This window comes from Amphibacillus marinus (assembly GCF_900110345.1).
Taxonomy (GTDB): domain Bacteria; phylum Bacillota; class Bacilli; order Bacillales; family Amphibacillaceae; genus Amphibacillus_D; species Amphibacillus_D marinus.
In genome coordinates, this window is record NZ_FODJ01000001.1 from 269,380 (window position 1) to 282,084 (window position 12,705).

General features: G+C 38.4%; 12 protein-coding genes. 5 read left to right on the forward strand and 7 right to left on the reverse strand.

The genetic code is table 11. The annotated features are described in order from the left end of the window. The first annotated feature begins 134 nt into the window (after window positions 1-134). Together BM000_RS01295 and BM000_RS01300 are read left to right on the forward strand one after the other, a co-directional pair. A complete protein-coding gene (locus tag BM000_RS01295; RefSeq protein ID WP_091493890.1) occupies window positions 135-1,838 on the forward strand; it encodes a sensor histidine kinase in 1,704 nt (567 codons plus the stop codon). A gap of 23 nt (window positions 1,839-1,861) precedes the next feature. Then, a complete protein-coding gene (locus BM000_RS01300) occupies window positions 1,862-3,430 on the forward strand; it encodes a response regulator (RefSeq protein WP_091493893.1) in 1,569 nt (522 codons plus the stop codon). A gap of 1,084 nt (window positions 3,431-4,514) precedes the next feature. Here BM000_RS01300 and BM000_RS01305 read toward each other — a convergent pair. The 5 genes from BM000_RS01305 to rlmD form a co-directional block, all read right to left on the reverse strand. Continuing rightward, the gene (locus tag BM000_RS01305; protein WP_091493896.1) at window positions 4,515-4,733 is read right to left on the reverse strand and encodes a helix-turn-helix transcriptional regulator; all 219 of its coding nucleotides are present in this window, start codon (window positions 4,731-4,733) and stop codon (window positions 4,515-4,517) included. Then, on the reverse strand, window positions 4,734-5,084 hold the full coding sequence (locus BM000_RS01310; protein WP_143063870.1) for a DUF6442 family protein: 351 nt from the start codon (window positions 5,082-5,084) through the stop codon (window positions 4,734-4,736). 295 nt (window positions 5,085-5,379) lie between these two features. Further along, on the reverse strand, window positions 5,380-6,096 hold the full coding sequence (locus BM000_RS01315; protein ID WP_091493901.1) for a MerR family transcriptional regulator: 717 nt from the start codon (window positions 6,094-6,096) through the stop codon (window positions 5,380-5,382). After that, window positions 6,089-6,922: an Hsp33 family molecular chaperone HslO gene (locus BM000_RS01320; protein ID WP_091493904.1), complete on the reverse strand. Its 834-nt coding sequence runs from the start codon at window positions 6,920-6,922 to the stop codon at window positions 6,089-6,091. The genes BM000_RS01315 and BM000_RS01320 overlap by 8 nt, the downstream gene beginning before the upstream one ends. Window positions 6,923-7,085: 163 nt before the next feature. Then, on the reverse strand, window positions 7,086-8,468 hold the full coding sequence (rlmD, locus tag BM000_RS01325) for a 23S rRNA (uracil(1939)-C(5))-methyltransferase RlmD (RefSeq protein ID WP_425425153.1): 1,383 nt from the start codon (window positions 8,466-8,468) through the stop codon (window positions 7,086-7,088). Window positions 8,469-8,774: 306 nt separating this feature from the next. On the opposite strand from rlmD, the gene BM000_RS01330 reads away from it, so the two are divergent. After that, window positions 8,775-9,815, forward strand: a complete 1,041-nt coding sequence (locus BM000_RS01330) for an NAD(P)/FAD-dependent oxidoreductase (protein WP_091493909.1) — start codon at window positions 8,775-8,777, stop codon at window positions 9,813-9,815. Window positions 9,816-9,863: 48 nt separating this feature from the next. Here the strand turns inward: BM000_RS01330 and queE are convergent, their stop codons facing one another. Further along, window positions 9,864-10,592: a 7-carboxy-7-deazaguanine synthase QueE gene (gene queE / locus BM000_RS01335; RefSeq protein ID WP_091493913.1), complete on the reverse strand. Its 729-nt coding sequence runs from the start codon at window positions 10,590-10,592 to the stop codon at window positions 9,864-9,866. Next, window positions 10,592-11,053: a 6-carboxytetrahydropterin synthase QueD gene (gene queD / locus BM000_RS01340; protein ID WP_091493916.1), complete on the reverse strand. Its 462-nt coding sequence runs from the start codon at window positions 11,051-11,053 to the stop codon at window positions 10,592-10,594. The genes queE and queD overlap by 1 nt, the downstream gene beginning before the upstream one ends. 160 nt (window positions 11,054-11,213) lie before the next feature. Between queD and BM000_RS01345 the strand changes: the two genes are divergently transcribed. Further along, window positions 11,214-11,936: an NAD-dependent protein deacylase gene (locus tag BM000_RS01345; RefSeq protein WP_091493919.1), complete on the forward strand. Its 723-nt coding sequence runs from the start codon at window positions 11,214-11,216 to the stop codon at window positions 11,934-11,936. 62 nt (window positions 11,937-11,998) lie between these two features. Beyond that, window positions 11,999-12,613: a cupin domain-containing protein gene (locus BM000_RS01350; RefSeq protein ID WP_091493922.1), complete on the forward strand. Its 615-nt coding sequence runs from the start codon at window positions 11,999-12,001 to the stop codon at window positions 12,611-12,613. The last annotated feature ends 92 nt before the right edge of the window (window positions 12,614-12,705 follow it).

Sequence of the window (12,705 nt, forward strand, 5' to 3'; positions counted from 1 at the left end):
CACTTATGCTATTATATTTTTAAAGATACATTGAAAACCCTTACACTATTATATATAATAGAACTACTAATTTCTATATAAAAAAACAACTTTCTCTATAAGAAATTAACTCTTTTGAGTTAGGGCGTGCTGATTTGTTTAAAAAGTACTCATTCAAACATCTATTATTTTTAAGTATGACCTCTTTATTCTTAGTTTCTATCGCCATTATAATAGCAGTGAACTATCGTGTTTCCGTCACTGAAATTGTCAATTTATCCGCACAGCAACAGAGGACGAACTTGTTACTTATTCAAGAGAGCTTAAACGAGCAATTACGTTCAATTGAGAATAATGCTGTCGTCATGGCACGTCAATCTAATTTACGCAATGTTATTAGTGGTGGAACGAGTTATTATCAGGCCAATTTATTAACCCTAGACCTATCCAATACAGTCTATACCAATGGTAGCGTGCATTCTATTGAGATATTTATGAACGAGCCGCCTACCAATAATATTCAAAACCCAGTGCGCTATGGTGAACTGGAGCAAGCTCTCGAAACGACGTGGATGAATGTCTTCGATGAATATGCCGCAGCGTGGGTCGGCATTCGCTCTATTGAAATGATCTATGGTGAGGACCGTGTTATTAGCCACGCGCGGGTGATTAAAAACGCACGCGGACAAACCGAAGGCATTCTTGTTGTTAATTTAGACCCATTAATTGTTGAGAATTGGCTACGGAAATTTGATCTTGCTTCAACACTTTATTTAGTTAATAACACAGGCCATGTGCTAGCAAGTACCAATGTAGCCGGTATTGGCGAAAACTTTTATCGGCCAGATATTCTAACCGATTCGGCCGAACAAACGCATTCACATACAATCGATGATGAGCTCATTGTGACTAGCGCACTGCTCCCCTATCAATGGACTCTTATTGGGGTAACACCTTATCAAGCCCTTACACAATCTAGTGTACTTGTTGCACAACGCTTGATTTCACTTGGCGTAATTACCATTAGTGTCGCTCTAATTATTGCTTTATTATTATCAAAACAACTTACTAAACCAATTAAAGAGCTTACATGTTTAATGAACCATTACCAGCTAAATCGTTCACAGCAACAAATTCCTGATGATTACAAAAATGAGTTTGGTCAGCTCTTTTCAGGCTATAAAAACCTAATTAATCGTAATGAGCAGTTACACCACTCTTATATTAAAAAGTATAAACAACACAAGCAAGCTGAATTAAAAGCCTTACAAGCTAATATCAATCCCCATTTCTTATATAATACGCTGGATCAAATTAACTGGCGCGCCATTGAGCATGGTGATGATGACATGAGCCGAATTATTGAATTACTCGGTGAAATGCTAAGGATCGGCCTATCGAATGGTGAAAGTATTTTAACAATTGAGAATGAAGTTGATTATCTCGAAAAATACTTAAAGCTCCAATTAATCCGAATGAAAGGCAATTTTATGTATGATCTAACTGTAGCAGCATCAGTCAAGCAGGCCTTAATTCCCAAGCTTACGCTTCAACCTTTTGTTGAAAATGCCATTGTGCATGGTTTAGCTGGCATTGCCCATGGTAAACTTGAACTCTCTGTCACACAAGTGGACAAACGGATTATTATTAGTATTAAAGATAATGGGATTGGTGCTGATTCCTTCAAAAAAAAGCAAGGTGATTCCAAAAGTGGTGGCTATGGTATTCAAAATGTCCGAGAACGTTTGACACATTATTTTAACTATCAAGCAAAGCTAACCCTATCTAATCACCAACAAGGTGGTGTAGAGGTGCAAATAAATATACCATTTATAACAGATCAACATGAACTTGGGTAAATGTAAAAGGAGTGGAGAATCACATGAATTGGAATGTCGTTATTATTGATGATGACTATCAAGTTGTCGCGGGTATGGAAGCTACTCTGAAGCAGTCAGGTTTACCATGTACAGTTGTAGGTACGGCGAACAATGGAAAAGCAGGGCTTGATCTTGTTCAGACAACCCTCCCGGATGTTATCATTACAGATATTTATATGCCAATGATGGACGGCATTGACATGATTCGTCAGCTACGGCAGCAAGGCTTTAATCAGAAAATTATAATCCTAAGTGGCTACTCTGAATTCCAACATGCGCAGCAAGCTTTAAAACTAAACATTGTCGATTACCTGTCAAAGCCAGCTTCACGCTCGACTATTCTAACTACAATTGCGGATGTACTTAATCAATTAACAGCAGAACAAGAAAAGAAACGCAGTAATCAGCAGTTTAGATTAAAACTAAAACAGTATGAAAAATATTTTGCTGAAGGCTTAATTGAACTTGCTATTAAAGGTCATATTGACCATGCTAGTCTGCAAACGAACCAGCGTCGCTTTATTAACAGATGGCCAGAGCAATTCCATCTTCCGGTCAAATTAAACTTTAAACACTTAAAGGATGCTGTTAGCGCACCACATAACTACGAGCTTCTTAGCTTTGCGATAGCCAATATTGTTAAGGACACCATAGCAGAGCATGAGCTTGATCACTACTACATTGAAGTTGATCAAATTAATCATCTTCTCTGCTTTTATAAAAAAGATTGTGCGGGAAAAGCACTTAACGTGTTAGCTGGCAAAGCCCTACGAGCAATTAAGGAAAACTTACTATCCCTGTTGAAAGTGGATTTACAATTTGAATGCGCCCATTATTCAACAGAATGGCATGATTTCATTGCGGATGTTCACCAGTTGCTCGCTATGAAACTGCCATTTGCGTCGGATACACTAACGATTGAATTACCCAATATTAAGAAGCAGTTGTCTCGTGCTATTCAATCAACTAATATTCAACTAATTCAGACTACGATTGATGATTTTTTCAAAACAGTCAGTACCTTTACATTTGCACCGGCAATTACTGTGCAGATTGGCATCGAGATCTTCACTATTTTTAAATATGAATTACATGAAAATGGTATCTATACATTAGATGATCTCTTCCAATCAACCGATCTCTACCAAACCTTTGTCCATTTTCGATCATGGCGAGAACTTGACTTTTTCTTTCAAGGTTTAATTGATCAATTAGCACAAGAACCAATTTTCCAAGACGATACCCGTCATTCTAAGTTAATAAATCAAGTCATTGCTTATATTGACAATAACTTGAACAGAAACTTAACCTTGAATGAAATTGCTGAAGAATTATTTATCTCTAGAAATTATTTAGGTAAATTGTTCAAAACAAAAATGGCGATTTCATTCAAAGAATATGTAACCAAAGCAAAAATTGAAGCTGCACGAAAAATGCTCGTAACTGGCGACTATATGATTTATGAAGCAGCCGAGGCAGTTGGCTTTGATAACCCAGCCTACTTTACGAGCGTCTTCAAAAAAGTAGCTGGGTATCCCCCTTCACAAATTATTCACGAGGACAATAACTAAACTTTATTATAATTCAGCTCTAACTGTTGTAAATAGTTAGAGCTGAATTTTTTATTAACCTAGGGCAGACTCTATTCTTCTTCAAATATTATCTCTTTAACGCCACTGATTGTTAGCACCGTTGGCTGATCCTCACTTAACATACTTCATTGGTTTGCGCCAGGTTAACGCAAACTGGGGTTGCGTTAACCTGGTGCGACAATTCGCTGGCTTCGTCTACGCAAATCAGGGTTGCGTTAATCTGGCGCAACAAATCACTGGCTACGTTTACGTAAACTGGACTTGCGTTAACCTAGCGCGACAAATCTCTGGCTACGTCTACGCAAACCGGACTTGCGTTAACCTGGCGCAACAAATCGCTGGCTTCGTCTACGTAAACCGGACTTGCGTTAATCTGGCGCAACAAATCACTGGCTACGTTTACGTAAACCGGACTTGCGTTAACCTGGCGCAACAAATCATTGGCTACGTCTACGCAAACTGGACTTGCATTAATCTGGCGCGACAAATCTCTGGCTACGTCTACGTAAACCGGACTTGCGTTAACCTGGGGCAACAAATCACTGGCTACGTCTACGCAAACCGGACTTGCGTTAACCTGGGGCAACAAATCACTGGCTACGTCTACGCAAACTGGACTTGCGTTAATCTGGGACGACAAATCACTGGCTACGTTTACGTAAACTGGACTTGCGTTAACCTAAACCGAGATACTGCACGTCACATTATCGAAAAGGAAGTTGTCATTAACTGATTATTAAAATTGAGGCCTTACACTCTGTTAATTAGAGATAACCTAAAAGGAATGTTACATAGGTCCTAAAAACCAGGAGTTTAACAACGCTTTTGTTTTACTACCTTGCGTATTTGCTATTATACATGAAATTCATAATTGCTTATATGCGTTCCCAACTTGACCATTAAGAGAAAGACTAAAAATATTAACCCGCTCTGTACCCCAATGGATTCGATTTTAATGACTGGCACAAAAGTGTCATCAACTTTCACTCCTCACAACGTAAAATAATGTCGCTCTAGCATGAATTTATATATCGTTGTATGCACCATAAAGCCCTAGATATTTTTACTCAAAATAAAATAAATCTTCAAATTTTTTATCAAGTGCGATACATAAAAGAAGTGCTAACTTTGCGGTTGGATTAAATTGCCCTGTTTCAATCGAGCTGATGGTTTGCCTTGAAACCCCTACTGTATTTGCTAATTTACCTTGTGTCATATTCCGCTCTGCCCGTGCCACTTTTAATCGATTTTTAAGCGTAAGCTGGTCTATTCCGCTGTTCATTTAAAAAACACCATATTGACTCAACAGCGCAGCTAAAGAAAGCAATACAGCTATTGTACTGATAATACCAGCTACTAAATAAATTTTTCTATCTCGCATATAAGCATATTGATAAAAAGAAGATGCTGCTGTTTGCGCCATTATAATCATCAATAGATCATTAGCTGACTCGTTATTTAATAAACGAAGTAAAATGAGCACTAAGATAATCGCAGATACACTGATCCAGCCAATATTAAATGCTTTATTTTTAATATATTCTTCCCGCTCATCCGTTTTTTCTTGGCGAGCTTTTTTCAAGATTTCTTGATTATTGATATGATTTGCCTCCTTAAATAATACTTTATACATTTATTATATGACAGATTAAAATAAATGTAAAGTTTTATTTACATATGGTAAAGTTTTGTTGTCTTAATAGATTAGATTATTATCATTAACCTGCTTCTAATTCAAAAATGAGCTTAATCCACATTAAAAAACTCGATACGTTGTCCCAACGAACATATACCGAGCTTAAGTTTTTTTAGGTTATAAGATGTTCTTGAAAATATAAAGATTAGTTTAGCACTTTTAAAATTATCAGTGTCTTTCCCATTTCAGCAGCACTATTGAATGTTTAGTAGTAACTAAACTTGTTAATTGACTATTTTATTAATTCATTTAAATACTTGTAGAGTTCGTCAGTTAATCCATATCTTAGATGGAAATTATCAATATCGTTATGAAATAACAATATTGATTCCTTAAGGTTCTCATCTTGTCCAATTATCTCATTTTCAATATTTCTCCAATAATCTATACATTCTAAAGCAATTGAGTCCGTATTAGGCAACTTATTATTATAACAATAATTTAACTTTGTAATAAAAAATAACCAGTTTGCTAATACTTTCTCTAATTTTGGGCTGTCTCCACCTATATTGCCTCTCAATTTATCGAACTGTTCCCTTGTAAAATATTTATCCGCTGAGTAATTAATAAATGGTACCAATGCTTTAAATTCATTTATTGAGAATTTTTCAGTAAGTTTAAGTCTTTGTTTTAATTTTAATAGCTTACCATACAGTTGTTGGCTCTTTGCAATTTCAGCTTGGACTTTTAAAAGCTGAATTTCGATAAGCTCACTAATGTCAATATTCTCAGTCATCATTAAATTCTTTATTTCATCCAAATTAAATCCTAAATCTTTCATTGCTGCTATTCTATAAAGGGTTGTTACACACTCCATATTATATTGCCTATGTCCAGAAGTTGTCATTTGAGTTGGTTTGAGCAAGCCAACTTCATCATAATAATGTAATGTTCTGATTGTTAAACCAGACATCTTGGCTAATTCCCCAATTTTAAGAAGCTTATTCACTTTGGTCACTTCCCATAATTTTAACAATATTTTTTAAATCATCTGTATTAAATAGATACTTTTCACCACATATTCCACATTCCATTTCTTCCTTTTTCTCAGCTTTAATTGATTCTATTAGTTCGTTGGTTTCAATTGACATTAAGATTTTCGAAAAAAAATCTTTTGAACAATTACATGCACTTAGCAGATCATACTCATCTACTTTCGTTGCAAATAAAGAAATTTCATAAGGGATATTTGCCCATTTAATTGAAATCATATCTAGGTTGCAAATATATTCCTTTATATTCTTTAGGTTGCTCCTACTATAAAGAGGAAGTGGTTGAACCATACAGCCTCTTACAATTCCGTTCGCATTCCATGTTTGAAAGATTGTCTTTGTCTGCTCACTCTTCTCATAAAAATATGAAAACCAAGAATCAACAGAAGTAGCGGTTAATTCTACCGTTCCAGTAAACATCCCGCCAGTCCAACTGCCTCTTGACATAGAAAGGGTTGCACCCTGTCCAATAAGGTCTTCAAATACGCCATTAAAATTTGTAAGGCTGGAAGAAAAAACACAACTAATTTTTCCACTACCATCTATCTCGCAATGGGCAGTATGACCAGCTAACTTAAACCTAACACTTACGCTTATCCGTTGATCCATTTCAGTTATAAAACCGCGTAACAAGCAACAATTAATAAATATGTTTGTATAAAGTTGCCTTGCAAAATCTGTTTTCATATTTTTGAAATAACTGCACTCCAAAATGCTCCTAACATCAACAATAAATATTCTAAATTCTTTATCCCTTGTTAGAAACCTTACTAAATTCTTCATAGTTATTACCCCCATGAATGCATTATAAAACATAACGCAACGTGAGGTTCAAGTCCTTTTTTATGTTTAGAAAAAACAAAGGATTTTAGACATTAGCATCTCTAACAATCTAGCAGAGGTACCTATGTCTGAAAATCCTTTGTTGATAGTTTTTCTCTTTTTTCTATTCAGCCACTCTTAACAATAACGCCACACACTCGACGTGCATAGTATGCGGAAACAGATCTACAGGTTGAACCTCAATTAGTTGATAGCCAAACGGCTCGAGTTCTTTAATGTCTGCCGCAAACGTTTCAGGATTACACGACACATAGACAATTCGTTCAGGTTGGGCGCGGCCAATACGGCGCATGACCTTCCCGCCAGCCCCGGATCGAGGTGGATCAAGCAAAAGTAATTCAGGTGCACCAAATTCCTCAAGAATTTGATCTATGCCATGACGAGCATCTTTTGCTAGAAAAGTCGTATTGCTGATGCCATTGTCAGCAGCGTTTCGCTTCGCTGATTCAATAGAGGTCTCAACAATCTCAATCCCAGCCAATGCACCGACCTTGCTTGCAAATGGAAGCGAGAAGGTACCAACGCCACAGAATAGATCAATCATTTTTTCATTCGGCTTTGGTTGTGCCATTTCCAAGGCAAGCTCAACAAGCTTGGTTGCTTGTGTTGGATTCGTTTGGAAGAAAGTATCGAACCAAAGTCGATAACGATAACCGAGCATATCATCATAGATAAAATCACGCCCTGCGAGCTGATGGGCTTGCTCTGATTGGGTGCGATCTGCCCAATCACGATTTTCAAACCACATCAAGCTTTTTACTTCTGGACAGTTGGTTTGAACGCGAGCAATCAGGTCGTTTACAGCGGCTACTGGTGGCTCAGTGGCAAATAACCCCAGCATCAGCTCGCCTGTTACAAATGATTGACGAACCATTAAATGACGCAACAAGCCTTCGTGTTTATCTTTGTTATAACCAGATAACTGGTGATCTTTAGCCCAATTGGCGACGATAAGCGCGGCATCCACCATTTGCTTACCTGCTATTAAACAAGTGTGCAATGGAATGATTTTGCGGAAATTGCCTTGCTCATGTAAACCTAGCTCACCATCTGCTGAAAAGGTGAATTCCATTTTATTCCGATAGCGCCAAGGATCTTCCATCCCCATCGTATCGTGAACAAGGGACGAATCAAATCCCTGATTAGCAAGAAACTGTTTAACATGACGCGTTTTCTCTTGTAATTGTCCCTTGTATGACCAATGTTGCCAAATACAGCCACCACACAGGTTAAAGTGAGGACAGTCCGGGTCAACGCGCTCCTCACTTGATTCGACAATCTCATCTGCTAGAACACGAACCCAGCGTTTCTCAGGATCATCGACCGTTACTTGTACCTGTTCACCAGGGATTGTTTGTGGTATTGTTAATTTTAATTTCTTCGGATTAACCTGACCGGTATCACGCCATACAACAGCGCGGCCCGAGCCTTTACGGTCTAGGCTATCAATCTTAGTTAAATAGCTTTGTTGATTCATCTCAGTAATTCCTTCCTTTATACAAATCTACTCAACTTATCTTAACGATACATTTACGAAAAAACAAGTCATCTTCATGATTTAATTATAAGCTATGCTTGGTAAGGCGAGTCAACAGTGGCTCAGACATCAGCAGTGCGTGGTTTTCCGTTACGAATTGATCATCAATTCATTCAGCGCTGCTGTAGGATAATTCGTTTAAAATCTCGTAAATTAAGCTTGTCCATCTTATATTCCCTTTCTTTTGCCTATTCTTTGTTTACAGTAGCATAACAAAAGGAACTTACGCTATAATAGTAGCTTAGGAGGGATTTGATGTCCGGTTTTTCAATTATTGGTGGTGGAATTGCAGGTGCTTCGATCGCCTATCATCTTGCCAAGCTAGGAAATAAGGTAACAGTTTATGATCGCCAAGATACCGGTCAAGCAACCGCTGCTTCGGCTGGCATTATCTGTCCATGGACAAGTCAAAGAAGGAATCAGAAGTGGTATCGTCTAGTAAAGGCTGGGGCACGCTATTATCCTAAGTTTATTGAGGAACTTGAACAAGCGACTGGGCTATCAAGCAGTTATCGGCAAAATGGGGCCATTTGTCTCTTCAAGGATTTGCATATTCAACAGCTCGCTTATGAGCGAATTTCAGCTAAGCAAGCAGATGCACCTGAAATGGGCACGGTAAAAAAACTAGCACCAACTGACGTTAAAGCTCTTCACCCACACTTATCAGACCTTTTCCCTGCTGTTTTTGTTGAAGGTGGTGCCCAAGTCAATGGAGCACAGTTACTCACCGTTTTAAAAGCTGGCGTTATCCATTACGGTGGGAAATGGCTGATTAAAGATGTATCGCCTGAGCAGATTGAGGATGAAATCGTCATCTATACAGCTGGAGCATGGTCAAGGGAATGGTCTGAACAACCAACAGTCAGACATCAGCGTGCTGAATTGCTCCACTTTAAGTTAACTGATCAAATAAATTACGCAAACACACCTGTGGTTATGGCACTTGGCCCCATGTACATTGTTGAAATGGAGGCAGAAGGCTATGCAATTGGAACAACGCACGACGACACAGAATCTTTTGAAGTGAAGCATTCACAGGAAAATCAGCGTTACTTACACGAGCAAGCCGCGCGGTACTTTACAGATTACACCATCCAGGACCAACAGGTTGCTGTTGGTTTACGGCCATTCACCGACCAGTCACTTCCATTCATAGGTTTTGTTAAGAAAAGGTTATTTGTCGTCAATGGTTTGGGTTCATCAGGTTTAACAGCCGCTCCTGTTATTGGGAGGGAGGTTGCCGACTACTTAACTGGCAAAAAAACAGAATTAAATTTATTAGATTACCAGTGTTAACAGTAAAAAAGATTGGATTGCTATTATTAACAATCCAATCTTCTCTATTTACACACCACGTTTGTTCCCCCATATTAACGCATGGAGCTGCGGCAGTACCCGCGCACTATTCAAGGTAGCTGATGCCAAGGTTTTATTAATTAACCATTCATATTGGCTAAGCAGCTTTAAAGCTAGCTGACTATCATCAGTTTCAGTAAGATCGTCATTTCCGACTTGTAAGTAAAAAGGCACTTGGGGATAACGTTTATGCACCTGTTCGGCATAACTAAAATCACCATCATTAAAAATAACAACCTTAAGTGAGATATGATGAAGCCGCTCCTGCTCAATCAAGTTGTCAATAATAGTATCAAGTGTCTCCCAATTTGTCTGCATATTTGAACTAGGTGGTTTAGGCGAGATCGTTAAATCATCAAGCTTGCCAAACCAAGGCTGCCACCTTGATCCTTGCGTTTCTAATGCAACTTGAATACCGCGTTTATGGAGCTGCTCAATTAATTCGTCAAGATGCTTCAATAAAGCTGGATTCCCACCAGAGACCGTCACGTGATTAAACTGATCACCACCTAATGCCTCAAGGCGTTCAATAATTGTCTCACTTGACAACATTTCAATGTCATCCTTCGCGCTGCCATCCCAAGTAAACGCGGAATCACACCACGAACAGCTATAATCACAGCCTGCTGTCCGAATAAACATCGTCTTGCGACCAGCCACCATGCCCTCACCTTGGATGGTCGGTCCGAAAATTTCTAATACAGGGAACTGGGCCATTACATCCATTCCCTTCTTGCTTCAGCATAGCTTGTTGGTGTTTCATATAGCTTGACGAACTCGACTCGCAGTTCATTCTGATTAAGTTCGTTCAAAAACTGATCCATCTGTTCAAAAATCCAGACAACCATGTTTTCAGCAGTTGTATTCATTTTTGGCAGTGATTGATTTAAATATTGGTGATCCAAATGAATTTCAATTTGGTCCTTCCAAATCTTTTTAATATCACCAAAATCAATGACCAAGCCAATTTCATTTGGATAGCCACTCACACCAAAAATGACTTCATACGTATGCCCATGAAGTGTTTTGCATTTGCCCTCATAGCAATGCAAATGGTGAGCAGCATCAAACGTAAAGCTTTTGCTAACTAGCACCCGCTTTTGATGAAATTTAAGTTCATCACGTTCTATATCAATATCAATCTTTTGCAGATCTTTAACAATTTTAAACCGTTCCAATGTCTTGCACTCCTTTGTAAACTATCAAACAACTGTCTCTATTATAGCAGAACAATCGCTTCAGTCCGTAAATAACGCTTTTATTTATTTTATCATGCTGTGAAATGTGCTAGTCTATTATATACAAGTCTACTAGGTAGGAAAAGGGGTTGTGTTAAATTTGAACAAATTAGAGCAGTTAAACGATTATATAGATGCGGCAAAGCAGATTGTTTTCTTTGGCGGTGCTGGGGTTTCTACTGAAAGTGGTATACCTGACTTTAGAAGCGCAAATGGGATATTTCATGAAAGAACAAGCTACCCGCCAGAGCAAATTCTCAGTCACTCTTTTTTCCATCATCATCCTGAGCTTTTTTTTCAATTTTATCGTGCCCATCTGCTAACGCTAGAAGCCAAGCCCAACCCTGCCCATCTTAGCTTAGCAAAGCTTGAGCAGTTAGGTAAACTGAGCACAGTTGTGACACAAAATATTGATGGGCTTCATCAGCGGGCTGGTTCAAAGTCAGTAATTGAGTTGCATGGGACGATACACAACAATTATTGCCTTAACTGTCACCAGTGGTATACGGCTTCTTTTGTTAAACAGAACTCAGCCATTCCATATTGTGACTGTGGTGGGATTATTAAACCTGATGTTGTGCTTTACGAAGAGCCACTCAATGAACAAGCAATTAACGGTGCCATTCAAAGTATTTCACAGGCAGACTTGCTAATTGTTGGTGGAACATCACTATCTGTCTATCCTGCTGCAGGATTAATTCAATATTTTCAAGGCACTCACTTGGTCGTGATTAACAAAACAAATTTGCCAAATCACCAGGCTGACCTCGTGTTAAATGACGCAATTGGCCAAGTTTTCGAATCATTGCTAAGCGATTTTTAAGTTTGTGACACCTTATGATTTGCTCATGCATAGGCTATTGTAACGTTTAAGGAGGCGGTCTTATGACTAATGAAATAGATTATACCTCACCTGATATTCAATTTTTCTATGATATGAATGATAGTCCTTTATTTGTCCAAAATGAGCAAAACTTAATTAACATTGTTGGTAAAAAACAATTAAATTCACTGGAAGGATCCTCTTTGCTGGACATATTTCTTAGTGATGGTCATGTTGTCGAACCACATTATCATCAAAATGCAGCTGAACTTGTCTATGCAATTAATGGCAAGGCCCTTGTTGCGTTGTTAAATCCATTTACCAAACAGTGGTTAACGTACACGATTACGCCAGGGCAAGTAACAAATGTTCCTCGAGGATGGTGGCATTATGAAGTCGCACTTGAAGATGACACCCATTTGCTAGCCATCTTTGACGCGCCAAATCCAGAGGTTATCCTTGGCTCTGATCTACTTGCCTTAACACCGGCAGATATTATTTCACAGACCTATTGTATTAATCAAGAGCAGTGGGAGGAAACAGTTGAACCTGTCCAACCTGGAACCTACATTGGTCCAAGTGAAGATTGCAAGCAAGAAATGCGTCACCAGCCACCGCAAGCACCTTGGATTCCTTATTATTATCCAAGCGTCCCCTATCCTTTCTATCATGGGTAATTATTCTGATCGAGCGATTTTTTAAAAAACTGCTCGATCAGTTTTTTGTATGAAGATGTGAGGAAACGGGTTAGCTCATAACTGGCGATGTA

What these genes read in the sequence shown, in the direction of transcription:
- BM000_RS01300 (WP_091493893.1), top strand. Translation starts at nt 1,862, where the DNA reads ATGAATTGGAATGTCGTTATTATTGATGATGACTATCAAGTTGTCGCG.
- BM000_RS01305 (WP_091493896.1), bottom strand. Translation starts at nt 4,733, where the DNA reads ATGAACAGCGGAATAGACCAGCTTACGCTTAAAAATCGATTAAAAGTG.
- BM000_RS01310 (WP_143063870.1), bottom strand. Translation starts at nt 5,084, where the DNA reads ATGTATAAAGTATTATTTAAGGAGGCAAATCATATCAATAATCAAGAA.
- BM000_RS01320 (WP_091493904.1), bottom strand. Translation starts at nt 6,922, where the DNA reads ATGAAGAATTTAGTAAGGTTTCTAACAAGGGATAAAGAATTTAGAATA.
- BM000_RS01330 (WP_091493909.1), top strand. Translation starts at nt 8,775, where the DNA reads ATGTCCGGTTTTTCAATTATTGGTGGTGGAATTGCAGGTGCTTCGATC.
- queE (WP_091493913.1), bottom strand. Translation starts at nt 10,592, where the DNA reads ATGGCCCAGTTCCCTGTATTAGAAATTTTCGGACCGACCATCCAAGGT.
- BM000_RS01350 (WP_091493922.1), top strand. Translation starts at nt 11,999, where the DNA reads ATGACTAATGAAATAGATTATACCTCACCTGATATTCAATTTTTCTAT.